Source organism: Amycolatopsis sacchari, assembly GCF_900114035.1.
Lineage (GTDB): Bacteria > Actinomycetota > Actinomycetes > Mycobacteriales > Pseudonocardiaceae > Amycolatopsis_E > Amycolatopsis_E sacchari.
This window is the reverse complement of record NZ_FORP01000005.1, coordinates 42,138-66,486: the sequence shown is the minus strand read 5'-3', so window position 1 is coordinate 66,486 and position 24,349 is coordinate 42,138. Positions and strand designations below refer to the sequence as shown.

Annotated in this window: 23 protein-coding genes; 13 read left to right on the top strand and 10 right to left on the bottom strand. The window is 72.0% G+C overall.

Annotated features, from left to right (window positions below; genetic code table 11):
* Window positions 1-11: 11 nt before the first annotated feature.
* A complete protein-coding gene (locus tag BMZ92_RS38580; RefSeq protein ID WP_091505753.1) occupies window positions 12-530 on the top strand; it encodes a MarR family winged helix-turn-helix transcriptional regulator in 519 nt (172 codons plus the stop codon).
* A gap of 211 nt (window positions 531-741) precedes the next feature.
* Window positions 742-1,551 (top strand): EamA family transporter, encoded by an 810-nt coding sequence (locus BMZ92_RS10655; protein WP_091505751.1) that lies wholly within the window; start codon window positions 742-744, stop codon window positions 1,549-1,551.
* Here the strand turns inward: BMZ92_RS10655 and BMZ92_RS10650 are convergent.
* A complete protein-coding gene (locus BMZ92_RS10650) occupies window positions 1,548-2,309 on the bottom strand; it encodes an IclR family transcriptional regulator (RefSeq protein ID WP_091505749.1) in 762 nt (253 codons plus the stop codon). The genes BMZ92_RS10655 and BMZ92_RS10650 overlap by 4 nt on opposite strands.
* A gap of 100 nt (window positions 2,310-2,409) precedes the next feature.
* Between BMZ92_RS10650 and BMZ92_RS10645 the strand changes: the two genes are divergently transcribed.
* From BMZ92_RS10645 to BMZ92_RS10625, 5 genes are all read left to right on the top strand, one after another.
* On the top strand, window positions 2,410-3,132 hold the full coding sequence (locus BMZ92_RS10645; protein WP_245782992.1) for a CoA transferase subunit A: 723 nt from the start codon (window positions 2,410-2,412) through the stop codon (window positions 3,130-3,132).
* Between the two features lie 2 nt (window positions 3,133-3,134).
* Window positions 3,135-3,776: a CoA transferase subunit B gene (locus BMZ92_RS10640; protein ID WP_091505746.1), complete on the top strand. Its 642-nt coding sequence runs from the start codon at window positions 3,135-3,137 to the stop codon at window positions 3,774-3,776.
* A 315-nt stretch (window positions 3,777-4,091) separates the two neighbouring features.
* Window positions 4,092-5,687 carry a PP2C family protein-serine/threonine phosphatase gene (locus BMZ92_RS10635; RefSeq protein WP_245782991.1) on the top strand — a complete coding sequence of 532 codons (1,596 nt, stop codon included), beginning with the start codon at window positions 4,092-4,094 and terminating at the stop codon, window positions 5,685-5,687.
* On the top strand, window positions 5,684-6,754 hold the full coding sequence (locus BMZ92_RS10630; protein ID WP_091505743.1) for a cobalamin B12-binding domain-containing protein: 1,071 nt from the start codon (window positions 5,684-5,686) through the stop codon (window positions 6,752-6,754). Before BMZ92_RS10635 ends, BMZ92_RS10630 begins: the two co-directional genes overlap by 4 nt.
* Window positions 6,751-7,113, top strand: coding sequence for an STAS domain-containing protein (locus BMZ92_RS10625; RefSeq protein ID WP_091505742.1), 363 nt, complete (start codon window positions 6,751-6,753; stop codon window positions 7,111-7,113). The genes BMZ92_RS10630 and BMZ92_RS10625 overlap by 4 nt, the downstream gene beginning before the upstream one ends.
* Window positions 7,114-7,116: 3 nt before the next feature.
* Here BMZ92_RS10625 and BMZ92_RS10620 read toward each other — a convergent pair whose 3' ends face one another.
* Window positions 7,117-7,443, bottom strand: a complete 327-nt coding sequence (locus BMZ92_RS10620) for a DUF8129 domain-containing protein (protein WP_091505740.1) — start codon at window positions 7,441-7,443, stop codon at window positions 7,117-7,119.
* Between the two features lie 171 nt (window positions 7,444-7,614).
* Window positions 7,615-9,897 carry a chitobiase/beta-hexosaminidase C-terminal domain-containing protein gene (locus tag BMZ92_RS10615; protein WP_091505738.1) on the bottom strand — a complete coding sequence of 761 codons (2,283 nt, stop codon included), beginning with the start codon at window positions 9,895-9,897 and terminating at the stop codon, window positions 7,615-7,617.
* Between the two features lie 926 nt (window positions 9,898-10,823).
* On the opposite strand from BMZ92_RS10615, the gene BMZ92_RS10610 reads away from it, so the two are divergent.
* Window positions 10,824-11,324, top strand: coding sequence for an NUDIX hydrolase (locus BMZ92_RS10610; RefSeq protein WP_091505737.1), 501 nt, complete (start codon window positions 10,824-10,826; stop codon window positions 11,322-11,324).
* A 240-nt stretch (window positions 11,325-11,564) separates the two neighbouring features.
* Here the strand turns inward: BMZ92_RS10610 and BMZ92_RS10605 are convergent, their stop codons facing one another.
* Window positions 11,565-13,715, bottom strand: a complete 2,151-nt coding sequence (locus tag BMZ92_RS10605) for a glycoside hydrolase family 15 protein (RefSeq protein ID WP_177228637.1) — start codon at window positions 13,713-13,715, stop codon at window positions 11,565-11,567.
* 107 nt (window positions 13,716-13,822) lie between these two features.
* Between BMZ92_RS10605 and BMZ92_RS10600 the strand changes: the two genes are divergently transcribed.
* Window positions 13,823-15,115, top strand: coding sequence for an MFS transporter (locus BMZ92_RS10600; protein WP_091505735.1), 1,293 nt, complete (start codon window positions 13,823-13,825; stop codon window positions 15,113-15,115).
* Here BMZ92_RS10600 and BMZ92_RS10595 read toward each other — a convergent pair.
* Both BMZ92_RS10595 and BMZ92_RS10590 read right to left on the bottom strand, forming a co-directional pair.
* Window positions 15,033-15,773: an alpha/beta hydrolase gene (locus BMZ92_RS10595; protein WP_091505733.1), complete on the bottom strand. Its 741-nt coding sequence runs from the start codon at window positions 15,771-15,773 to the stop codon at window positions 15,033-15,035. The genes BMZ92_RS10600 and BMZ92_RS10595 overlap by 83 nt on opposite strands.
* A 16-nt stretch (window positions 15,774-15,789) precedes the next feature.
* Entirely contained in the window at window positions 15,790-16,704 is a 915-nt protein-coding gene (locus BMZ92_RS10590; protein WP_177228636.1) for a helix-turn-helix domain-containing protein, read from the bottom strand.
* A 177-nt stretch (window positions 16,705-16,881) separates the two neighbouring features.
* On the opposite strand from BMZ92_RS10590, the gene BMZ92_RS10585 reads away from it, so the two are divergent.
* The gene (locus tag BMZ92_RS10585) at window positions 16,882-17,265 is read left to right on the top strand and encodes a YchJ family protein (protein WP_091505730.1); all 384 of its coding nucleotides are present in this window, start codon (window positions 16,882-16,884) and stop codon (window positions 17,263-17,265) included.
* Window positions 17,266-17,321: 56 nt separating this feature from the next.
* Window positions 17,322-17,738, top strand: a complete 417-nt coding sequence (locus tag BMZ92_RS10580; RefSeq protein ID WP_091505728.1) for an SRPBCC family protein — start codon at window positions 17,322-17,324, stop codon at window positions 17,736-17,738.
* Between the two features lie 1,073 nt (window positions 17,739-18,811).
* Here the strand turns inward: BMZ92_RS10580 and BMZ92_RS10575 are convergent.
* Window positions 18,812-19,606: an SDR family NAD(P)-dependent oxidoreductase gene (locus BMZ92_RS10575; protein ID WP_091505726.1), complete on the bottom strand. Its 795-nt coding sequence runs from the start codon at window positions 19,604-19,606 to the stop codon at window positions 18,812-18,814.
* A gap of 80 nt (window positions 19,607-19,686) precedes the next feature.
* Between BMZ92_RS10575 and BMZ92_RS10570 the strand changes: the two genes are divergently transcribed.
* Together BMZ92_RS10570 and BMZ92_RS10565 are read left to right on the top strand one after the other, a co-directional pair.
* Window positions 19,687-20,571: a MarR family winged helix-turn-helix transcriptional regulator gene (locus tag BMZ92_RS10570; RefSeq protein ID WP_091505725.1), complete on the top strand. Its 885-nt coding sequence runs from the start codon at window positions 19,687-19,689 to the stop codon at window positions 20,569-20,571.
* 10 nt (window positions 20,572-20,581) lie between these two features.
* The gene (locus BMZ92_RS10565) at window positions 20,582-21,523 is read left to right on the top strand and encodes a glycosyltransferase family 9 protein (protein ID WP_091505723.1); all 942 of its coding nucleotides are present in this window, start codon (window positions 20,582-20,584) and stop codon (window positions 21,521-21,523) included.
* Here the strand turns inward: BMZ92_RS10565 and BMZ92_RS10560 are convergent.
* The 3 genes from BMZ92_RS10560 to BMZ92_RS10550 are packed head-to-tail and all read right to left on the bottom strand — an operon-like array spanning window position 21,520 to window position 24,223.
* A complete protein-coding gene (locus BMZ92_RS10560) occupies window positions 21,520-22,545 on the bottom strand; it encodes an NAD(P)-dependent alcohol dehydrogenase (protein WP_091505722.1) in 1,026 nt (341 codons plus the stop codon). The genes BMZ92_RS10565 and BMZ92_RS10560 overlap by 4 nt on opposite strands.
* Window positions 22,542-23,213, bottom strand: coding sequence for an iron-sulfur cluster assembly protein (locus BMZ92_RS10555; protein WP_091505720.1), 672 nt, complete (start codon window positions 23,211-23,213; stop codon window positions 22,542-22,544). Before BMZ92_RS10555 ends, BMZ92_RS10560 begins: the two co-directional genes overlap by 4 nt.
* Window positions 23,210-24,223, bottom strand: a complete 1,014-nt coding sequence (locus BMZ92_RS10550) for an amidohydrolase family protein (RefSeq protein ID WP_091505719.1) — start codon at window positions 24,221-24,223, stop codon at window positions 23,210-23,212. The genes BMZ92_RS10555 and BMZ92_RS10550 overlap by 4 nt, the downstream gene beginning before the upstream one ends.
* Window positions 24,224-24,349 lie beyond the last annotated feature (126 nt).

The following is a 24,349-nucleotide window of genomic DNA, read 5'->3' as shown; positions in this document are numbered from 1 at the left end:
ATGCATGACTCATGCATGAGTCGCGGACGGCGAACCTCCTCGGGGCGACCGCACTGGCGGTGTCCGACGTCGTGCTCGCGGCGGCCCAGCGCGAGGCGGGGGTGAGCGCGAGCGGCGCGGCGGCGCTCGTGGTGCTGGCGGCGGCGCCGGGGCTGAGCGTGACCGAACTCGGCAGGCGGGTGGGGCTCAGCCAGTCCGCGGCGGCGCGGATGGTGGATTCCCTGCAGGCGGCGGGTTTGCTGGAGCGGCGCGCGGGCCAGGGCCGGGAGGTCGCCGTGCACCTGACGGGAACCGGGTCCGCGACGGCGCACCGGCTGCTGGCCACGCGTGGCAGCGGTCTCGGGGAGGTGCTGGACGCCCTCGAACCGGCCGAGCAACGGGCGCTGGCGGGGTTGCTCGGCAAGCTCCTCACGCGGCTCTACGAGCACATCGGCAGCGCGGACCTGCTGTGCCGCCTGTGTGATCGCGGCAGCTGCACGACGGGCGACGTGTGCCCGGTCGGCCAGGCCGAACGCGACCGGAAGGGCTGAATCGTGAGCACACGGCTCGCACCGCTGGACCTGCTGTGCCACCGGCGACCTGCGCCCGATCGGCCAGGCCGAACACGACCGGAAGGACTGACTCGTGGCCACCCTCCTCACCCGCCTGGACCTGCTGCGCCGCCTATGCCATCGCCCCAACCACACCACCAGCGACCCGCGCCCAATCGGCCAGACCGAACACGACCGGAACGGCTGAATCATGGGCACGCTCCTCGCCCTCGCGTCCGCCGTGAGCTACGGGCTTTCCGACTTCGCGGGCGGCCTGCTGTCCCGCCGGGCGCCGTTCGCCATCATCGCGTTGCTCGGGCAGCTCGGCGGCCTGGGCGTCGCGCTGCTCGCGACCGCGGTGCTGCCCGCGCCCGCCACCACGGCGGCGGACCTGGGCTGGGGCGCGCTGTCCGGCGTCGGCACCGGGCTCGGGATGCTGTTCCTCTTCCGCGGCCTCGGCCGGGGCGCGATGAGCGTGGTCGTGCCGTTGAGCGCGGTCGGCGGGGTGGCGCTGCCCGTACTGGTCGGCGTGGCGTTCCTCGGGGAGCGGCCGTCCGCGCTCGCGTGGCTCGGCGTGGTGCTCGCGCTTCCCGCGCTGTGGCTCGTCTCCGGCGGGGACGTGCGCGGCAGCGGGATTCCCGACGGGCTGCTCGCGGGCGGCGGGATCGCGCTGCAGTACCTCGCACTCGCGCAGGCCGGGCCGGGTGCCGGCGCGTGGCCCGTGGTGACGGGCCGGGTCGCCGCGGTGCTGACGATCCTGCCGCTCGTGCTGTCCACCCGGCCCCGGCCGTCGCACCTCCTGCCCGCCGCGGTCACCGGCGGGCTGGCGGCGCTCGCACTGGTCTGCTACCTCGCCGCGACCCGGCACCAGCTCGTCGTCGTCGCGGTGGTGCTTTCGTCGCTGTACCCGGCGATCCCGGTGCTGCTGGGGATCACGGTGCTGCGGGAGCGGCTCGGCCGCGGGCAGGTCGCCGGGCTGGGCGCCGCCTCCGCCGCCGTCGCCCTGCTCGCGCTCGGTTAACCCGTCACGCGGTGGGACAACGCGTGGGCCTCCTTCAGCAGCAACGCCCCCAACTCCGGTCGCCGGTCGGCGCGGAACCGGGATTCGACGCCGGTGAGGGTCAGCGCCCAGTCCGGTTCGCCCGTGCGCCCGAACACCGCGGCCGCCATGCCCCAGCTGCCCTCCACCACCAAGCCCGGGTTGACGGCGTACCCCTGTTCACGCGTCAGCGTGATGCGCTCACGGATCGCCGCCGCGGAATGCGCCTCGCCCCACCGGCCGGTGAGGTCCACGCGCGCGAGGTAGTCGTCCACCTCGCGGTCGGGCAGCATCGCCAGCACCACGAGCCCCGCCGACACCACCCCGAGCGGGAACCGCGCGCCCTCGTACAGCACGAACGAGCGGATCGGGAAATCCCCGTCCTCGCGGAGCAGGCACACCGTCTCCTCCCCGCGCCGCGCCGAGAAGAAAGCGCTTTCACCGGTCGCCGCCGCGAGCCGGTGCACGCTCGCCCGCGCGTGCCGCGTCACGTCGTACCGCCGGGCCGCGACCTCGCCCAGCAGGTACAGCTCGGGCCCGAGGTACCACCGGCCGCTGCGCTGGTCGCGGTCGACGTACCCCTCCTCCGCCAGCGACACGAGCAACCTGTGCACGGTGGGCCGCGGGAGCCCCGTCGTGCGGGCGAGTTCGGACGTCGAGGCCCCGGCGTCGGGCACGTTCGACAGCGCGCGCAGCACGGCGGCGGCGCGGCCGATGAGCTGTCCCGCGGGGGTCGTCACGCTCCTAGCTTAGCGTTCACTCAGTGAACACCGGGCGTCGAATCGTTCACCAGGCGAGAGATCCTTTGACCCGCTGGCCAGGATGAGCTGCACTGCCGCTGTGTCCAACGAGCGAACGAAGCAGTACGGCAGCGCGGCCGACGCATTGGCGGACGTGCTCACCGACGGGATCACCATCGCGGTCGGCGGGTTCGGGCTCAGCGGCAACCCGAACGACCTGATCGAGGCCGTCCGCGACTCGGGGGTCCGCGACCTGACGATCGTGTCCAACAACATGGGTGTCGACGGCAAGGGGCTCGGCCTGCTGCTGGAGAACCGGCAGGTCCGCAAGGTGATCGCCTCGTACGTGGGCGAGAACAAGCTGTTCGCGCAGCAGTACCTCGACGGCGAACTGGAGGTCGAGTTCGCCCCGCAGGGCACACTCGCCGAGCGGATGCGCGCGGGCGGGGCCGGCATCCCCGCGTTCTACACCGCGACCGGCGTCGGCACCCCGGTCGCCGAGGGCAAGCCGCACGCCGAGTTCGACGGCCGCACCTACGTGCAGGAGCGGGGCATCGTCGCGGACCTCGCGCTGGTGCACGCCCACACCGCCGACCGGGCGGGCAACCTCGTCTACCGCAAGACCTCGCGCAACTTCAACCCGCTGGTCGCGACGTGCGGGCGCGTCTGCGTGGCGGAGACGGAGGTGCTGCTCGACGGCTACGTGGACCCGGACCTGGTGATCACGCCCGGCGTGTTCGTGGACCGGCTGGTGGTGGCCCGCGAGCGGGTCAAGGAGATCGAGAAGCTGACGGTCCGCCCGCGGGCCGGGGCGGAGGCGTGAGCATGGGCTGGAGCAGGGACGAGATGGCGGCGCTGGCCGCGCGCGAGCTGTCCGACGGCGACTACGTCAACCTCGGCATCGGCATCCCGACGCTGGTGGCCAACCACATCCCCGACGACGTGCACGTGACGCTGCAGAGCGAGAACGGCATCCTCGGCCTGGGCCCGTTCCCCTTCGAGGGCGACGAGGACCCCGACCTGATCAACGCGGGCAAGCAGACCGTGACGGTCGTGCCGGGCGCCAGTTTCTTCGACTCCGCCACGTCGTTCGCGATGATCCGCGGCGGGCACGTCGACCTGGCGATCCTCGGCGCCCTGCAGGTCGCCGCGAACGGGGACCTCGCCAACTGGACGGTGCCCGGCGCGCTGGTCAAGGGCATGGGCGGGGCGATGGACCTGGTGGCGGGCACGAAGCGGATCGTGGTGCTCACCGACCACGTGGCCAAGGACGGCACACCCAAGATCGTCGAGAAGTGCACGCTGCCGCTCACCGGAGCCGGCGTCGTGGACCGGATCATCACCGATCTCGCCGTCCTGGACGTCACGCCGGCCGGACTGCGCCTGGTGCGCACCGCTCCCGGCGTGTCGCTCGACGACATCCGGGAGCGCACGGCGGCTCCGGTGGCGGCGCCCGCGTACGTGTGACCTGCGATAAGTCACCTTGAGTCACGCAAGGTGAGAACGAGTGATCTTCCCCTTCTTTGTCTCACCCGAACGTGTAGATAGAGACCCGATCGATCTACTAGTAGTGTCTCGCTTGCCCGGGACGGGTGACCTTCCAATCTTCCTGCTCGGGCCCGGGCCCCGCCGTCTCCCCTGCCGTCGGGGCCCGGTCACGACTTCCCGCAGGTCGCGGCGCGGCCGGTTGCGACCGGTACCCGCGCTGGGGGATGCTGGATGGGTTCTCGCTCGTCTCCCCAGCGCTGGAAGGAGTGCGGCCGCCCCGCGTGCCGCTGTGGTTTGACTGATTCCGAGCGTCTCGCTCGTCCGTCCCCCGTCGTAGGAGATCCCGGCTGGGATTCCGCGCCCTGTCCAGCCGTCGTGGTGGACGGCGGCGGGCTGGCGCTCGCCGCCAACGAGCGCGCCCGGCTGCTGTTCCCGCCCGGCCCCCTGCCCGAGTGGCTCGGCGCGGCACACGCGGCCGGAGCCGCCACCGCCGCCGGGCTGGTCGGCCAGCGCAGCTTCGAGGGGCACGCCGCGCCACACGGGAACGGTTGCGTCACCTGGTGGCTCGTCGAGGACACCGAACTCCGCCAGGCCCGCGAAGCGCTGCGGATCGAACGGACGCGCGCGGAGTTCCTCAGCGAGGCCTCCACGGCGCTGCTCGGGTCGCTGAACCTGGAGCGGTGCATGGAGGTCGCGGCCCGGCTCGCCGCCGAGCACCTCGCGGACGCCGCACTCGTGATCTCCCCCGCCCAGCGGTCCCGCCACCCCGTGACGCGCTGCGCCCGGGGCGAGCGGCCGGTGCACGCCCAGCTGGAGTTCGAACCCGACGAGCTGCCCGGCCTCGGCGAGGCGCTGCAGGGCTTCCCGCCGGTGCCCTCGCGCTGGATCGACCCGGCCGCCGCGCCGGACTGGCTGGTCCCGCCGGACTTCGGTGAGCTCGGGGCGATCGTGGTGACCCCGCTGCCCGGGCACGGCGTGCCCGCGGGCGCGCTGGTCCTGCTGCGCCGGGCGGAGCAGCCCGTGTTCAGCGAGGACGAGGAGATCTTCGCGCGGCTGTTCGCCTCCCGTTCCGGCGCCGCGATGTCGGCGGCACGCGTGTTCGCGCAGCAGGCGTCGATCACCGAGACGCTCATGCGGGACCTGCTGCCGCCGCCGCTGGAGCACGTCGCGGGCGTCGAGTTCGCCGGCGGTTACCGCCCGTCGCAGGACAGCGAGCACGTCGGCGGCGACTTCTACGACGTCCACCCCGGGTCCGACGGCGAGTCGCTCGCCGTGCTCGGGGACGTGTGCGGCAAGGGCCTGGAGGCCGCCCTGCTCACCGGGAAGATCCGCAACACGCTGCACGCCCTGCTGCCGATGGCCGGTGACCACCACCGGGTGCTCAGCCTGCTCAACGGCGCGCTGCTCAGCTCGCACAGCACCCGCTTCGTCACGCTGGTGCTGGCTTCGGCCTCGCGGGACGGCGCCGGGGTGCGGCTGCGGCTCACCGCCGCCGGGCACCTGCCGCCGCTGGTCGTGCGCGCGAACGGGCAGGTCGAGGAGGCCGAGACGGCGGGCACCCTCGTCGGCGTGCTTCCCGAGATCACGACCACCACCGCCGAGCTGACGCTGGGTCCCGGCGAGACGTGCCTGCTCTACACGGACGGGATCACCGAGGCCCGTGGCGGTCCCCTCGGCGGCGAACTGTTCGGCGAGGAGCGGCTGCGCCGGGCGCTGACCGAGTGCGGCGGGATGCCCGCCGAGGCCGTGGTGGAGCGCGTCCAGATGCTCGCGACCCAGTGGATCGGCCGCAACTCGCACGACGACATGGCGGTGCTCGCGATCACCGCCCCGCGGGGGCAGCACCTGACCGCCGTGGGAGGTCATGGACGGGGCAGGTACACGGCGTGACCACCTCCCTGGCGCCCGAAGTCGTGCACGCCGGACGGCTGTGGGAAGCGGTGCACGACGGCGACGAGTACGCGGCGGGCGAGGTCGTGCTGGCCGCGCTCGAAGCGGGGCTGGACGCCGAGACCGTCCTGCTCGACGTGATCGCCGCCGTGCAGCGCAAGGTCGGCGAGGAATGGGCCGCGAACCGGCTCAGCGTCGCGCAGGAACACGCCGCCACCGCGATCAACGAACGGGTCATCGGCACGCTCGCGCACACCGCCGAGCGGGTTCCGGCGACCCGGGGCCGTGTCACGGTGACGTGCGTGGACGGCGAGTGGCACGCGCTGCCCGCCCGGCTCCTCGCGGAAGTGCTGCGGCTGCGCGGGTTCCGCGTGGACTACCTCGGCGCGCAGGTGCCGTCGCCGCACCTGATCACCCACCTGCACCGCACCGGCCCGGACGCGGTGGCGCTGTCCAGTTCGATCCCGACCCGGCTGCCGGCCGCGCACGCGACGATCACCGCGTGCCAGGCGGCGGGCGTCCCGGTGATCGCGGGCGGCGCGGCGTTCGGCCCCGACGGGCGGTACGCGCGGCTGCTGGGTGCGGAGGCGTGGGCGTCGGATGCACGGGCCGCGGCCGACCGCCTGGTGCGGGCACCGTTGCCGCAGCCGCGTGCCGGGCACCAGCCCATCGACGACCTGCCGCACCTCGCGGACCAGGAGTACACGCTGCTGAGCCGCTCGGCCCCGCGGCTGGTGAAGGCGGTGTACACCGGCCTGGAGCAGCGGATTCCGGCGATGCGGACGTACACCGAGCAGCAGCGGCAGTACGCGGCCGAGGACCTCGCGCACCTCGTCGATTTCCTCGCGACCGCCCTCTACACCGGTGACGTCGAGCTGTTCACCGGGTTCCTCGGGTGGACGGGGCGCATCCTGTCCGCACGAGGCGTGCCCGCCGCGTCGCTGCTGCCCGCGCTGGACCTGCTCGGCGCGGAGTTGCGCGACTTCCCCCGCGCGACCGGATTCATCGAGCGCGCCCGTGGGTACCTCTCGGGCGATCCCGTCCCCGGACCCGGAAAGACCGCATGAGCACACCTCGCCCGCTGACCTGCACCTGGACCCTGCTCGATCCGCACACCGGCTGTGTCGCGGTCGACGGCGACCTCGACTACGACAACGCGGACCAGCTGCTCTACGAGGTCACCGAGCGGCTCGGCGGGGCGCCCGGCCTGCGGGCGGTGCGGCTGGACTGCACGCGGCTGAGCTTCTGCGACTCCTACGGCCTGTCCACGCTGCTGATGATCCACCGGCAGCTGCGCGACGCGGACGTCGTGCTGCACCTGGACAACCGGCAGCCGGGCCTGAACAGGCTCCTGCAGCGCACGAACACCCTCACGCACTTCACCGGGCCGGCGGCCGTGGCGCAGGAGCGCTCGGACCCGTCCTGAGGATCAGGGCCGGCCGCGCTTCGGGGTCAGGCCCGCCACACCCTCGCGCAGCGGCGTGCTGCCCTCGGCCGCGGTCGCTTCGCTCACGGGGGAACCGCCGGGCGTGGCGCTCGCGCCGGGAGCGTTTTCGGGGTGGCCGGGTGACGGCTGCGCACCGCTCTCGAGCTCGGCGAGCCGGGCCCGCAGCACCTCCAGCACCGCGACGCGGTTGCCGTGGGCGCACTCGTGTTCGACGACGGCCCGCAGCTGCGGCTCGGTGAGCGAACGGATGCGGTGGCGCAGGTTGCCGAGCGGGATCTGGTCGTAGTCGGCCAGCGGCAGGTCCGCCATGGTTCCTCCTCCTGTCGGCGTCCGCCCGAACCTACCCGGGCCGGCGGAGCGGAAAACCCCGGGCGGCCGGAAATCCCGGATCAGGCGCCGGCCACGCCGCGACGCCCCGGTGCGGGGTCCCTCCCCCGGCCCCCACCCCGGAGGAGGGACCCCGCACCGCATCTGGAGCCGTCAGGGGTAGCTCACGAGGTTGCTCGGCGTCGTCCCCGAGGGCGTGACCGCTCCCGTGTCGTTGATGATGTGTGTGATCGTGCCCTGGTAGTTGAGCGAAACCGTGGCGAGGCTGTGGAACCGCACGCCCGCGGTGTTCGGCACCTCGAACGCGTGGTAGGCGTTGACCGACGGGTTGGTGTTGAAGAAGCAGTAGCTGCCCAGCCCCCACGCCTCGTGGCTGGTGACTCCGGGTGCGACCTTGTACGCCGCGTACCCGTTCACCCCGCTGTTCCACGAGGCCTGGTTCGGCACGTCGTAGGGCATTTCGTTCTGGAAGAAGATGGTCCTGCCGTTCTGCCCGTTCCAGACGACCTCGTACTTCTGGTAGTGCTCGACGAACAGGCCGGTGGCGATCACGTTGGCGCCGTTGACGAGCAGGCCGGTGTCGGCCGTGTTGACCGTCCAGCCGACGGTGCCCGCGTTCCCGTGATCGGCCCGCCACGCCCAGATGTGGTCGATGATCGTGTCGTTGCTGTTGACCACCAGGCTCGTCGTCGCCTTGCCGGCCAGCTGCCCGCCGATGCGGAAGAACACGTCCTGGATGCTCACCGGGTTGCCGGCGTGGCTCGTGCCCGAACCCTGCGTGCCCACCGTCAGCAGCGCCGCCGAGTTCACGGTGCCGGCGTCGAACAGCAGGCCCTTGAGCCGGACTCCGTCCACATCGGACACGTGCATGGCGTCGACCCCGTTGTCCGGCACCAGCGTCGGGTAGCCGATGCCGAGGACGACGGTGTTCGCGCGGGTCACGTTGAGCGTCTGGTTCAGGTGGTAGACGCCGGGCGTGAAGAACAGGTCGCAGCCCGAGGCGAGCGCGTTGTTGATCGACGCGGCGGTGTCGCCCGGTTTGACGACGTAGAACTGGCTCATCGGCAGCGAGGTGCCCGGCGTGCTGCCGTTGGCCCAGCTCGGTCCGGAGGCGTTGGTGCGCAGGGAAGGCAGGAACACGCGGTACTTGCCGCTGCCGTCGAGGTAGAGGTACGGCACGTCGCGGGAGACCGGTGTGGTGGCCAGGGTGGTTTCGGGCGGGTTGGGGAACGTGGTCGGCGGTGCGCCCGTCGTGCCGGAGAAGACCATGTTCCACACGCCGCCGGACCAGCTGCCGAGGCTGCTGTCCCGCGTGTACCACTGCTGTTGCGAAACCGAGGCCGCCTGGCCGGAGACGCGCGTGTCGGCGACGTAGCCGCCGCTGGCCCAGCCGTAGCTCGCCGGGTACAGCTGCAGGCCGCCCCGCACGTCGATGCGGCGGAACGGCGCGGCCTGCGCGACGGCCCACCGGTCGGATCCGCTCGACGGGTTGATGGCGAGGTTCTCGGCGGAGCGCCAGAAGTTCTGCGTCGCGTTCCCGGCGTCGGAGGCGTTGAAGGCGTCCACGGTGACGTCGCCGTTGATGGTCACGTCACCCGGGTTCTGCCCCAGGCCCGCGACGGAGGTGTAGTAGCCGACGTTGTCGTGCACGGAGTACGTGCCGGGCTTGAACAGGTGGGCGACGCGGCCGTTGGAGAACTGGGCGGTCTGGGTGTCCTTCAGCGCGTTGAAGTCCGCGTCGAGCTGGGACTGGATGCTCGCCGACGACATCGACGGGTCGAAGATGCGCACGTTCGACCCGAAGTTCGGGACGTCGGGTTGCGCAGGGCAGGTGGCCGAAGCCAGGCCGATCGTGTAGGTCGCGGTGACGACCGCGGAGTCGGCGAGCCCGCTCTTCACGCCGATGGCCTTCACGGTCGTGGTCTTCGCGATGCTCAGCGGTGCGCTGTACAGCGGCGAGGAGGCGGTAGGCGTGGAACCGTCCACTGTGTACCGGATCTGCGCCCCGGCGGTGGCGACGCTCAGGGTGACGGTTTGCGCCGTGGCGAAGGTGCCCCCGCCGGGGCTGAAGACCGGTGCCGCCACGGAGGTCGTGCCGGAGCCCTGCGTGTACGTGTAGTGCGGTGAGTCGTACTGCGGGCCGTTCTTTTCGTAGGTGAACCAGTACTCGAGGGTGGTGCCGCTGCTCAGGGAGCTGACGGTGTGCTGCCACGTGCCGGAGTTGTTGGTCATCCGGACGTTCTGCTGGCCCGTGCCGTTGACGAGGTAGTGCACGTCGACGTAGGCCGCCGGGGTGACGGGGGTGAACGAGATCTGCGCCCGGCCGGCGTCGAGCTGCGTGATGCTCTGCGTGTAGTCCGTCTCGGCACTCGCGACCCCGCCCAGCAAGAGGGACAGCAAAGCGGCGAGCAGCAGTACGCCCAGCCTCCGTGGCATGGCACACCTCCCGGCGTCAGTGGACTAGACCATAGAGCAGCGGTCGGCGGCCGCACACCTCCAGGCAGGTGACATCGGTTCAGTTCTCGGTGCGGCGGGGGTGGGCTACGTGACGGACAGACGGATGGCATGGCGGGGCGGGGCTGGGGCCGGGGCGGGGTGGGGGCGGACGCTTGGATGGCATGACGGGGCTGGGAGCGGGCGTGGATGCCGTGGCGAGGGCGCGGATCGCATCGCGAGGCGGGGTTCGGATGGCATGCCGGGCGGGGCGAGGGCCAGCGCTCGGATAGGCACGGCGAGGCCGGAAGCACGGCCAGCGGTTACGTGGCGGGCTCGTGTGGGTCAGCGGTTCGGTGGCCGGCGCTCGGACGGCATGGAGGGCGGGGCGACAAGGCTTCAGCGGAGGGCAGCTGGAAGCAGGGCAACGGTTCCGTGGCGGGCGCGGGATGGCGTACCGGGAATCGGAGCGGGGCAGCGAGGTCGTAGCGAACGGAGCCAGCGACCGGGCTCGCCCCGAACCGATGGCGGGTCCCATCGGCCTCGCCAGCGCAACCAAGCGCCGTCCACCGGCCGCGCCCCTCAACCAGCCGAGAAGCCCATCGCCCCCTACCGACGGCAACTCCACCCGCCTCGCCGCGCAACCAACCGCGAATCCCACCCGCCTCGCTGCAGCAACCGGCCACAGACCCCGCCCCCCTCACCCCGCAACCCCATCGCCTCGCAACCAACCGCGAATCCCACCGACCTCCTCCGCAACCGGCCGCAGCCCCCACCGACCGTGCCGCCCAACCGACTGCCGTGCCCGGCGACCGCCATTCCGCGGTGTCGGCTGCCCGGTGGCAGCAGCCCCTTCCCGACTACCGGCCGTCGATCCCACCTGGCCAACCCTGTCCGCGCTGCCGGGTACGTCGTGCTTGACTGGCGGCATGATCGAACGCTACCGGCGGCGCTCGGCGCGCGTGCTGTTGCTCGACGAGCGGGACCGGCTGTTGTTGTTCCACGGCCTGCTGAACTTCCGCGATCCGTCCGGCGGCTACTACTGGCTCACGCCCGGTGGCGGCGTGGACCGGGGCGAGACGCCGGCCGAAGCCGCGGCGCGGGAGCTGCGCGAGGAAACCGGGCTTATCCGCACACCGGACCAGCTCGGCCCGGTCGTCGCGCACACGTCGGGTTACGCCGAGTTCGACTGGGCACGGGGCATCTTCCGCGACGACTTCTTCTTCCACCGCGTCGACGCGCACGACGTCGACACCAGCGGCTGGGAAGCGGGCGAAAGCCGCTACCTCGTCGGGCACCACTGGTGGCCGATCGACGAATTGGCGGGGATTTCCGAGCCCGTCTACCCCTTCGGGCTCGCCGCGCTGGTCCGCGACCTCGCCGACGGCCGGATGCCCGCCGAGCCGGTCCAGCTGCCGTGGCATCACTGACCGGTCGTGGCCGCACCGGCAGCGTGCCCGCCAAGCCGTCCGGGCTGCTGTGGAAGCACTGGCGTCAGAGATGCGGCCACAACTGGCCATCGAGCTCGTCCCGGCTGCTGTGGCGGCACTCGGCGTTCGTGGCCGTGCCGACGGCGACATTCCCAGGAACGACCAGCCCGCCAGGAACGCTACGCGGCCGCCCGCTATCCGAGCCCACCGAGCCGCCGTCGCATCGGTCATCGATCACGGTCATCGGAGGTATCGTCTTGCCACCACCTCCGGGTACTCCACCGGCCGTCCCTTGTGGACGGACCACGCTAGGCGCAGGTACTGGGCGTGGGTCCACGCCAGCGGTGTCGCCGACGCTGTGGGCGTGCCTGGGCGCACTCGCGGGTACGGCGAGTTCGTGTCCCACACCTGCTCCGGCAACAACCCCGTCGGGCCCGCGCACTTCGCCATATCGGCGAGCCGTCCTGCGGCGGCGGCGCGTTGGCCCTGCAGCAATTCGTACTCCCCGCGCTCCCCGGCGAAGATCGGCCACAGGCGGCCGTACGTGCGCTGCAGATCTGGCCGGTTCACGTCCCACGGCCCGCCGTCGGCCTGCTCCCCGTAGCCGTCGCTGCTGTAGCGGTGCCAGTGCCGCCCCGACGGCGTGAGCGTCGAGATCTGCGCGTCGACAACCGCGAGGGAGTTGCGCACGATCACGTCGTCCGCTCGCTTGATACCGAGCCGCACCAGTTCCAGGAAACCCGCGTCCACGACCGCTCGCTGGTCGACCTCGCCGGGGTTGTTGTTGCCCAGGTTGTACGTCGTTCCCGCGTCCGGGTTGCCGTCCTTCGTCAGGCGTGTGTAGTACGGCCGCGGCGAGTACGGGCCGGTGTGCGTGACCGTCCAGCCGTCCACGGCGGCGGCCCACTCGTCGGCCGCCGAGAGGTAGCGTGTGGCATCGCGGCCCGCCCGTTCCAGCAGGTCCGCCAGACACACCAGCCCTGCGATCACCGACGCGATCGTGGACGGCGAATACCCGTTCTGCTCCTCCCAGCGCTCCTGTTCCGTCCACGGCGAGTGATGCCCGTCCTTGCTGAAGGACAACAGGAAATCCCCGCCGCGGGCGAGCTTGTCCAGCGTTGGCCCGTCATACCGGCCGAGCAGCCAGGCCAGCAGCATGGGCGCGGCCGTCTCATCCAGCTGGACGGACGTCCAGAACGGCTCCCCCGTGACCGTCGTGTTCTGCGCCCAGTGCCCGTCCGGCTGCTGGATGCGCAGCAGGTAGTCCAGCGCGCGCTCGGCGGCGGCACGGTCACCGGCGGCGAGCAGCCCCGTCGCGATCTGGTACAGGTCACGCGGCCACACCAGGTGGTACGAACCGTATTCCGGCGCCACCGCCCGATCGAAGCCGAAGGCCCACGGCATGCTCGGCGAAGCGATGAACGCTCCCGGGTTCCGCTTGTCCTCGCTGCACGCGAGCGCGAGCACGGAGACGCTGTGCAACCTCGCGTCGGCCTCCTTCGGCGCGGCGGGCAGGCCCGCGAGGTACCGGCGCCAGCCCGCGGCGTACGCGGCCGATACAGCGGGAAAACCCCGCGACAACGACGTTCGGGCCGCGCGCACCGCCTCGTCCGGTGCCGCACCGAACCCGAGCGCGACGAGTTCCCGCGTGCGCGCCCGGCCGTCCAGGCGCAGGCGCCCGAGCTGCACGACGTTGCCCGGCCCGGCCGTCGCGTAGTGGTGCGCGAGCCTGCCCCGGTTGGCGGACAGCTCCGTCCAGCCGTCGTTGACCCCGGCGTAGCCCACCGTCGACTCCGCGAAACCGCCCGCGGCCAGCACCGCGCTCGCCGTGACCGAATCCGTCGCGACGAGCGCGCCGCCGAGCGGGAAAGCGCTGTCCGCCGTACCCTCGCCACCCAGCGCCGGATCGTGCAGCACGAACACGTGCAGCGGGCGGGTGGCGTGGAACTCCACCTCCAGCAGCACACTCGCCCGCTCGGGATCCGTCACGTACCGCGTGCTCAACGTCCAGCCGGTGCCCGTCGCGGTCTGGCGATACGCCGGGACGCGGGGATCGGGCAGCTCCGTGCGGTGCGCGACGTCGGACACGCGCTCGACGAAGGACTGGCCATCGGTCACGATCCACTGCGTCTCACGGCTGGCCGGCGTGCTCAGATCCGGGTGGTACACCTCGGAAAGCCGCCCGCCCTGCAACGTGAACCACACCGGGCTCGCCGACCGCGCCGTGCCGAAACCGAGCTTGTCGGCCGGCGTGAACGTCGTGTCCGCGCCAGGTCCGCCGGGCGCGGCGGAACCCGGCTGCGCGCCCGCCACGGCGGGCAGCGGTGCTGCCGCCGCTGTCGCCCCCACCAGTGCCGCCGCCCGGAGGAACTTCCGTCTCGAAGTCGCCATGGTCGTTCAGCTAACTCCTGATCCGGGCGGGACTCAATCCAACTAAAGACAGATTTTCTCGGGGGTTCATCCGTGCCATCATCGGTGGTGACACGAGGGGGGTGAGCATGAACCAGCTGCGGCGCGTCGCGGTGGCGAGCGCGATCGGGACGACCATCGAGTGGTACGACTACTTCATCTACAGCACGGCCACGGCGCTCGTCTTCGGCAAGCTGTTCTTCAGCACGCTCTCCCCCGCGTCCGGCACGCTGGCCGCGTTCGCCACGCTGGGGGTCGGGTTCCTCGCCCGGCCCGTCGGCGGCATCGTGTGGGGCCACTTCGGCGACCGCGTCGGGCGCAAGGCGATGCTCGTGCTTTCCCTGCTGCTCATGGGTTTCGCAACGATCGGGGTTGGTCTGCTGCCCACCTATGGCACGGCCGGTGTGCTCGCCCCGGTGCTGCTGCTGGTGCTGCGGCTGCTGCAGGGGCTGTCCGCGGGCGGCGAATGGGGCGGCGCCGCCCTGATGGCCGTCGAGCACGCGCCGGAGCGGCACCGCGGGCGGTACGGCTCCTTCTCCCAGATCGGCGTGCCCGCCGGGCTGATACTGGCGCAGCTGGTGTTCTTCGTGCTCACGAACGCGCTCAGCCAGGAGCAGTTCCGCGACTGGGGCTGGCGGCTGCCGTTCCTGTTCAGCATCCTGCTGGTCGCCGTCGGACTGGTGATCCGCTTGCGGCTGGAGGAAACCCCGGTGTTCGCCGCGCTGGAGCGGGAGCAGGCGCGCGCGAGCCGTCCGATCGTCGAGGTGCTGCGGGAGAAGCCGCGCGAAGTGCTGGTGGCGTCGGGGAGTTTCATCGCCAACACCGCGATCGGGTACGTGTTCCTCGCGTACCTGTTGTCGTACGGCACGTCGGTGCTGAAGCTGAGCAACGCCACGATGCTCGTGGTGGTGATCATCGGCAGCGTCACGTGGCTCGCGAGCATCGTGGCGGCGGCGACGTGGTCCGACCGCGTGGGGCGAAAACCCGTGTACCTGTGGGGTTCGGTGCTGCTCGTGCTGTGGCCGGTGCCGTTCTTCCTGCTCGTCGACACGCGCCAGCCCGTGTTGCTCGTCGTCGCGGTCGTCGTGCTCAACATCGGGCTCGGCGCGACGTACGGGCCGCAGTCGGCGCTGTACTCGGAGCTGTTCGAGCCGCGCCACCGGTACAGCGGCGCGTCGTTCTCCTACGCGGTGGGAGCGGTGCTGGGCGGCGGGTTCGCCCCGCTGATCGCGACCGCGCTGCGCAACGCGACCGGCACCTCGCTGTCGGTCTCGCTGTACATGGTCGCGGTGGCGTTGCTCAGCCTGGGCGCCGTGCTGGCCTTCCGGCCGCGTCGAGCTCGCGCAGCACCCGAGGCCACGCTGCGCTCCCCGGGTCGATGAGCTCGAAGTGCGCGATGCCCGGCAGCAGCACCAGTCGGGCGCGCGGATGGGAGTCTACATAGGACTTACTTACTGACGACGGCACACCGGTGTCTTCGGTGCCGTGGACCAGCGCCACAGGTGCGGCGGGCTCGTCGAGCCGCACGGGGTCGAGGTCAGGACGGGATTCGGCGGGGCCGCCGAGGAACGCGCCCACCGCGCCATCGCCCAGGTTCGCGTCGTCCGCCTGCCGCAGGTCGGCCACCGGGGCGAGCGCGACCGTGCCCAGCAGCCCGGCGGGCGGGCATGTCGCCGCGACCCACAGCGCGAGGTGGCCGCCCGCGGAATGCCCTGCGAGCACGACACCCTCCCCCGGCAGCTCGCCGGACAGGAACTCCAGCGCCCGCTTGACGTCCTCGGTGTAGGCGTCGGGGTTTCCCGGCTCACGCCGGTACTCCAGGGACGCGACCGGCCACCCCTCGGCACGCAACGCTGCCGCCATCGGCCGGGTATGCGTGCGGTCGTAGCGCGGGCGCCAGAAACCGCCGTGGATCAGGACAAGAGCGGGGTGACGGACCTCGCGCGGGCGCCAGATGTCGGCCACCTGGTCCGGACTCGCCCCGTACCGGACGACTTCGTCGGGGTCAGGGCCCGGCCTGCTGAGGATGGAACGGTCCATGAGTCCACTCTAGACTTCAACCGAAGCTGTACAGCGCGTCACGCAGGAACAAGCGCGTCTCGGCCGGGGGCAACGCCGCTGTGGTGGCACGCCGCCACAGCGTCTCGTAGTGCCGCACCTCGTCGCTCCACGCCAGCTCGTTGCCCTTGCGCGTGAAGGCGAAGTCGAGGTGTCCCGGTTCCTGCCCGGGCAGGGGCGGGGCGGCGAGGCGCAGCAGCACGAACCGCTCCAGGATTCCGGTTTCCGGGATCGCCGTGGACCGCAGCGGCCGCGGCAGGAACGGCACGATCTGGATCACCACGTTCGGCCACTTCTTGGACAACGAGATGATGTGCTCGATCTGGTCGCGCATCACGGCTTTGCTGCCCTGCACACGCCGCACGCACGACTCGCTGAGCACGACGTGCACCTGCGGCGGGTCGTCGCGGAACAGCACCTGCTCCTGCCGCGCGAGCCGTGCCTTGATCGCGTGCGGGGTGGCGCTGGGCGTCCCGGCTCCGTGCGGGAACTCGGCCTCCATGTACCCGCGGGACTGGAGCAGTTCGGGGATCTGCTCCGTGGCGACGTGCCGGATGAGCGCCGCGTCCTCTTCGAGGTCGATGTAGCGGCGGTACGGCTCGGAGTAGATGGAACGGTACCCGGACCAGCGGCCGCGCTGGGAGGTGTCGGCCTGCAGCCGCAGTGCGAGTTCGGCGATTTCGCCGTCCTCCACGCCGTAGACGGACAGCAGGCGGTTCAGGTCGTCGACCTCGATCCCGGTGTCACCGCTCTCCAGTCTGGCGATCTTGTTCTGCACGCTGCCCGCGCTGGACCGCGGCCAGACGGACGCTCCCGCGTCGCGCTGCGTGATGCCGCCGCGTTCCCGCAGATGGCGCAGCAGCGCGGCGAGTTGCAGTTTCCGGGCGGTGGGGGTGCGGGCCCGTGAAGACACAGGGTTCACTATCTTCCGCTTCTGCCGGCATCGGGCTGACTCCGCATTCTCGCTGATGAGCGGTGGTCAGGCAAGGTGGTCGCGCGCCCGCTGGAATTGCGCGGAGCTGGAAGTTTTCGGGGAGTTTCGGCCGGATCCGCGCACCCGCGTCCACTGTGGAATCCGTAGGATGGCCCCGTGATCGACGACGAGACGCGCTGCCCGTGTGGTTCCGGGGAGACCTACGGGGCGTGCTGCGGCAGGCTGCACCGCGGTGAGGCGAGCGCGAGCACGGCCGAACAGCTCATGCGCTCGCGGTTCAGCGCTTTCGCCGCAGGCGAAACGGATTACTTGTTGCGGACTTGGCATCCGCACACTCGCCCGCCGACGCTGGAGCTGGACCCCGGCCTGCGGTGGACACGGCTCGACGTGCTGTCCGCTTCGGGCGGGTTGTTCGACCCGGCGGGCGAAGTGGAGTTCCGCGCGCACTACCGGCAGGACGGGCGGCCCCGCTCGATGCACGAGCGCAGCACCTTCACGCGCGTGGACGGGCAGTGGGTGTACGTGTCGGCGGTGGAGTAGCCCCTGAACGCCGATCAACGGGCGTAGGCCCGGCGGCGAGTGGGTACGTCGGAGGCATGGCCGAATTCGAACGGGAGCGCGCGATGCCCGCGCCCGCAGAGCAGGTGTTCGCCGTGGCCGCCGACGTCGACCGGCTGAACCGGTGGCTGCCCGGCACGATCAGTGTGCACCCGGCCGAGCCGCCGGGTCTCGACGTGGACGTGCACGACCCGGACGGGGACCGCGAGGCGCCCGGCATCCTCGCCGCCCGGCGCGACCAGCTGCGGCTGGAGTGGGGCAGGCGGGGCAGCGGCGACTACACCGGCTGGCTGCAGGTCTCCTCCGCCGAGCAGGGCCGCAGCTACGCGACGCTGCACCTGTCCTTCCACGGTGACCAGCCCGCCAACCACGGCGGCCACCCGGCGGAGGAGGTGGCGCAGCGCCTGGACGAGGCGCTGGCCAAGCTGGCGGACCTGGTCACGGCGGGGGCTTGACGCCTCCCGTCGGGGTGACGGCGGGGAGCGACACCATCGTGTAGTGCGCGGGCGGTGGGGCTGGCGTGGCACCACGGCCCCGGGGCGCGGGGCGGGGCTCGGTGAGGTCGGAGCCCGCGGGGGCTGGGGCCAGTTCGGCGGAGGCCGGGAGCGCGGCGAGCCGCGGGGCCATTCGGGCGGAGGCTGCGGCCCCACCGAGCCACGGGCCACCCCGGCGCAGGCCGGAGCCCGCCGGAGCCTGGGGCCAGTTCGGCGGAGGCCGGGAGCGCGGCGGGCCACGGGACCATCCGGGCGGAAGCCGCAGCACGGCCTAGCCGCGGACCACCCCGACGCAGGCCGGAGCCCGCCGGGGCCTGGGCCAGTTCGGCAGAGGCCGGGAGCGCGGCGGGCCACGGGACCATCCGGGCGGAAGCCGCAGCACGGCCTAGCCATGGACCTCCCGGCGCACGCCGCAGCCCGCCGGGGCCTGGGCCAGTTCGGCAGAGGCCGGGAGCGCGGCGGGCCACGGGACCATCCGGGCGGAGGCTGCGGCCCAGCCGAGCCACGGATCACCCCGGCGCAGGCCGGAGCCCGCCGGAACCACGCTACTTCGGCGCAGGCTGGAGCCCGCGCGGGCGGGACGGGTGTCTGCGGCGTCCTGGCGCCCGCGGGCGGGCCACGGAACGGCGGAACCTGACACGGCCACGGGGACCAGGCGGGGCGTGACAGACCGCCGGGCCCGGCGGGGGCAGGACGCATCCGCCGAGGGCCATGGAGCTGGTGGCGGGGGTATCACGCCCCCGGAGGCTACGGACGTGTCAGTGGGGCCTGCCCTCGCCAGGTGCCACGGAACCGTCGCTGCGGCACGTCAGCCGCCGGGCCACAGGACCCCGGCGGGAGCACGACCACCCCCGCGGATCACAGGACACCGGCGGGAGCACGACACATCGCCGGGCCACAGGACCGCCGAGGCGCGACACACCGCCGCGGGCCACAGGACCCCGGCGGGAGCATGGCACACCGCCGCGGGTCACAGGACCGCCGAGGCGCGACACCCCACCGGCCCACAGTCCCCGGGAGCGCGCCCCCACGGGTCACGGGACGATGGAATCCACGTACCCGCCGTCGACGCGTACTGCTGCGCCTGTCGTTGCCGACGCTTGGGGCGAGCTCAGGTACACCACCATGTTCGCGATCTCCTCGGGCTCTATCAGGCGCTGCAGCAGCGACTGCGGCCGGTGCCGCCGCATGAACTCGCGCTGCGCCTCGTCCCACGGGAGGTTCCTGTCGACCAGCTGGTAGACGAACTCCTCGACCCCGCCGGTGTGCGTGGGCCCCGCGATGACCGCGTTCACCGTGACCCCGCTGCCCGCGGCCGCCTTCGCGAAACCGCGGGAAACGCCGAGCAGCGCCGTCTTCGACACGCCGTACTGGATCATCTCGGCGGGGATCACCACGGCCGAATCGCTGGCGATGTACTGGATCCTGCCCCAGCCGCGCGTCATCATGCCCGGCAGGTACGCGCGCGTCAGCCGGACGGCCGCGAGCACGTTCACCTCGAAGTAGCGCCGCCACTCCTCGTCGGTGATCTCCAGCGGCGGGGTGGCTCCGAAGATGCCCAGGTTGTTCACGAGGATGTCCACGGTGGACAGTCGCTCGGTCACGGCGCGGGCGCCCTCCTCCGTCGCGACGTCCGCCGCCAGCGGGATGACGTCGGCGCCCTCCACCTCGGCCCGCAGCTGCTCCGCGGCCTTCGTCACGCTCGCCTCGGTGCGCCCGTTGACGGCGACCCGCGCGCCGGCGCGGGCCAGGCCCGCCGCGATCGCCGCACCGATCCCCTGCGTCGATCCCGTCACCAGCGCCGTCCTGCCTTCGAGCGACAACCGCATCCACCCGGCTCCTTTCCGTTACCCGCTTTCCGATGCTAGGACCCTGGAGTTCCGCCCGCTAGCTGACTAAGGTCAGATAAATGGACGAGCTCGCCGTGGTCCGCCGGTTCAACCGGACGGTGACGCAACGCGTCGGTGCCCTCAACGACGCCTACCTGTCACGGGACCGGCCGCTCGGCCAGGCCCGGGTCCTCTGGGAAATCGGGCCGAACGGCTGTGACGTGCGGGTCCTGCGGGAACGGCTCGACCTCGACTCCGGTTACCTGAGCAGGCTGTTGCGGGCGCTGGAGCACGCCGGGCTGGTGGTGGTCGGGCCCAGCGACGGCGACGGCCGCGCCCGCACCGCGCGGCTGACCCGGCGCGGCCGGGCCGAACGCGAGGCGCTCGACACCCGGTCGGACGAACTCGCGGCCTCGATACTCGCCCCGTTGAGCGAACGGCAGCGCACCCGGCTGGTCGAGGCGATGGCCGAGGTCGAACGCCTGCTCACCGCTTCCACGGTCGAAGTCGCGGCCGTCGACCCGGGCGGTCCGGCTGCCCAGAAGTGCCTGGCGGCGTACTTCGCGGAGATCGGCGAGCGCTTCGACGACGGATTCGAGCACGCCAGGTCCCTCACCCCCGACGAGACGGTGATGGCCCCGCCGGACGGGCTGTTCCTCGTCGCCACGCTGCACGGCGAGCCCGTGGGCTGCGGCGGTTTCGTGGTCCAGGACGATGGCGCCTCGGCGTACCTCAAGCGGATGTGGGTCTCGTCGGCCGTGCGGGGGCTGGGGCTCGGGCGGCGGCTGCTGGCCGAGCTGGAGCGACGGGCCGCGGCGGGTGGCGCGCGACGGGCCCGGCTGGAGACCAACCGCGCGCTGCGCGAGGCGATGGGGCTGTACCGGGCGGCGGGCTACGAGGAGGTGGCGCCGTTCAACGACGAGCCGTACGCGCACCACTGGTTCGAGAAGGAGCTTCCCGGGTAACGAGCGTTCCGTGAAGCACGTCGTCGCGTTCCGCCCGCTCAAGCTGGGCGATTTCCTGGTCGTCGTGCCCGCGTTGCGGGCGGTCCGGCGCGCGTGGCCGGAGCACGAGCTCGTGTTCGCCACCAACGAGTGGCTGCGCCCCGTCGTCGAGCTCGCCGGGTGCGTCGACACCCTGCTGCCGACACACGGGATGAAGCCGCTCGACGAGCGCTACGCGCACCCGGACGTCGCGGTCAACCTGCACGGCACGGGCCCGCACAGCACCGCGGTGCTCGACGCGCTGGAACCACGCCGCCGCATCGGGCATTCCGGGCATGGCTGGCCCGGGCCGGAGTGGCTCGACGACATCCACGAGCGCGAGCGCTGGTGCCGGATGCTGCGCGCGCACGGCGTCCCGGCGGACCCGGACGACTTCCTGTTGCGACCGCCGCCGGTGCCCAGCCCCGCTCCCGGCGCCGTGCTCGTCCACCCCGGTGCGGCGTACGGGAGCAAGCGGTGGCCGTTGTCGCGGTACGCCGACGTGGTGCGGGAACTGCGGGGCGAGGGCTGCCGGGTGGTGCTGACGGGCTCGGCGGCGGAGCGCGACCTGGCCATGGAACTCGCGACCAGAACAGGTTTGCCGCACGACGACGTACTCGCCGGGGACACGGATCTGTCCACTTTGGCCGCGCTCGTGGCCGCCGCACGCCTGGTCGTCTCCGGGGACACCGGGATCGCGCACCTGGCGTACGCGTACCGCACGCCGTCGGTGACGCTGTTCGGCCCGGTTTCGGCCCGGCACTGGGGACCGCCGGCGGACGGCCGGCACCGCGCGCTGTCCGCGGACGCCGACCGCCGCGGCGACCCGTTCGCCGCCGAGCCCGATCCGGCACTGCTCGGCGTGAGCACGGCCGAGGTGGTCGCCGCCGCCGTCGCGCTGCTGGGCAGCCCCACAGGCGGCGGCCGCGGTTAGGGCACCAGGATCGCCCGCCCGCGGATGCGGCCCGCGTCCAGGTCGTCGATGGCGTCCTGGAAGCGGTCGAGCGGGTACTTCGTCGTGTGCAGCTTCACCTGGCCGCGCGCGGCGAGCACCATCAGCTCGCACAGGTCGGGGTAGCTGCCCACCAGGTTGCCGATGAAGTTGATCTCCGTCGAGATGATGTCGATCGTCGGTACGTCGAGGTTCTCGCCGTAGCCGACGACGTGGTAGTCGCCCGCCCGGCGCAGCATCGCCACCCCGTCCCGCGTCGCGCCGCCCTCGCCGACGAAGTCGAGCACCACCTCCGCGCCCTGCCCGCCGGTCAGGTCCAGCACCTCCTCGACGTGGTCCCCGTCCGCGACGACCCCGTGGTCCGCCCCGATCGCCACGGCGAGCTTCACCGCCTCCGGGTTCCGGTCCACGACCACGAGTTCCGCGGCCGTGATCGCCTTGAGCACCTGGATCCCGATGTGCCCCAGCCCGCCCGCGCCGATCACCACGCACCGCGAGCCGGGCGGCAGGGTCCGGGCCGCCTTCGCCGCCGCGTGGTAGGCGGTCAGCCCGGCGTCGGCGAGCGCGGCGACGTCCGCGGGCTCCAGCGAGTCGTCGATCTTCACCACGCTCCGCGCCGACGTCTTCAGGTACTCCGCGTACCCGCCATGGGTGTCGATGCCGGGGAACTGGCTCTGTACACAGTGGACATCGTCGCCGCGGCGGCACGCCGGGCACAGCCCGCAGGTGATCAACGGGTGCACGATCACCTTGTCCCCCTCCGCGACGTTGGTGACCGCGCTGCCGACGGCGTGCACCCACCCGGCGTTCTCGTGGCCGATCGTGTAGGGCAACGCCACCCCGGACTTCTCCGCCCACTGCCCTTCCAGGATGTGCAGGTCCGTCCGGCACACCCCGGCGCCGCCGATCTTCACGATGACGTCGAAGGGCCCGGTCACCTCGGGCTCGGGCACCTCGGCCGCCCGCAGCGGCTCGTGGTAGCCGACGACCTGGATGGCTTTCATGACGCTTGCTCCTTCATGTCGTAACGGGTGCGCAGCAGGCCGCGGCAGAAGTGCGCGTTGCCCTCGATCGAAATCCGGATGGAACGGGCGAACCTCAGGCGCAGCGGGATTTCCTCGCGCGGGTACGGGCGCCCGCGTTCGTCGACCAGCACGGGTTCGGCGGGACCGGTGCCGAACCCGAGCGCCTCCCGGCGGCGCAGCAGCGCCCGCGTCGCCTGGGTGTCCGGCAGGTCACCGAGGACGAGCCCGTGCAGTTCCGCGCCCTCGCGGGCGAACGGCGTCAGCGCACGCTCCATCGCCGCCGCGTGTGCCTTGCGCCGGAACGTCAGCCGCAGCTCGTCGAGGCTCGTGTCCGCCTCGTCGCCGAACGTGCCGCGGTAGCCCGCGTCGGCGGCCAGCCCGCGGTTGATCAGGTCCGAGTCGTGGTGGTCGTCGAGGACCACCGTCACACGCGGCGCCAGTTCCGCCAGCACGTCCTTCGCGTCGGACGCCATCAGGTAGGCGAAGTTCGGCGAGCAGAACGAGGACGGGAGTCGCAAGTGGACGGTCAGCTCGTCCCCGGCTTGCTCGATCGAGTGCACGAAACCGAGGTCGGTGATCGGCTCGTCGAGCTCCGGGTCGTAGACGGCGTTCAGCGCCTCACGCGCCTTGGCGACAAGCGAACTCATGCCACCGACACCGCCTGAGTCTCGACCTCGGGCAGCCGCAAGGCTTCCGGCACCTCGATGTCGTACATCTTCGCCGCGTTCAGCCCGAGGATCTTCTTCTTCTGCGCCACGGTCAGCGGCGCGTACTCGGTCATGTCCTCCGGGATCTGGAAGTCCACGAACCGTTCGACCAGCCACCGCGGCGTCCAGAGCGCGTAGTCGCTGGAGAACTGGATGCGGTCCTCGTCGAGCCAGTACAGCAGTTCGCCGATGATCTGCGCGAAGTACCGCGGCCGGGTGTGGATGAACGGGATCGCGACCGCGAGCCCGGCGTGCACGTTCGGCTCCTGCGTGGCGATCCAGCAGAAGTCCTCCAGCCGCGGCAGCCCGCAGTGCTCGACCACGAAGTTCAGGTCCGTGAAGTCCGTGGCGACCTTGTCCACGTCCGCGACGTCGAACGCGTCCCGGTCCAGCGGCCGGATCGTCGGCCCCTTGTGGATGTGGATGTTGCGGATGCCCAGTTCCTGGCAGGCCTCCAGGTACCGGTAGGTCCACGGGTCGTCGAGCTTGTAGCCGCGCGAATTCCCCTGCCACTCGGCGGTGTACAGCTTGACGCCCTTGAGCCCGAAGCGTTCCGCGTCACGCCTCAGCTGCCGCAGCCCGTCCTCGCCGAACCGCGGGTCGAAGTAGTGGTTGTAGGTCAGCTTGTCCGGATGTGCCTGCGCGAGCGCGAACGCCTCCTCGGTCTGGCCGAAACCGGTGCGGTAGAAGGCGCCGAGCCGGGCGGGCTGGAACACGGCGTGGTCGACGTAGCCGTCCTCGAAGAGGTCCTTCATCAGCCGCTCACCGCCGTAGTAGAGGTACTCCTCGTACGTCCACAGCTCGGATTCCGGGCTGAGGTTGCGGTGGTAGTCGTAGAAGCAGTCGATGAACTGCTTGCCGTGGATGTTCAGCTGGTTCTCCGGCCGCGCGTCCCACAGGGCGATGTGCGCGTCCACGATGAAGTACTGCTCGCCGTCCTTGGTGTACACGGGTCCTCCGTAGTCGCGTGACTGCTGTGGCACGTTCGACGGCGACGCTAGGCACCGGCCGGGGCGAGCGGGGGCGGGCGGCGTCTCAATTTGAGACAAGTGGGTGACCGGGGCCACGGCTCCCGC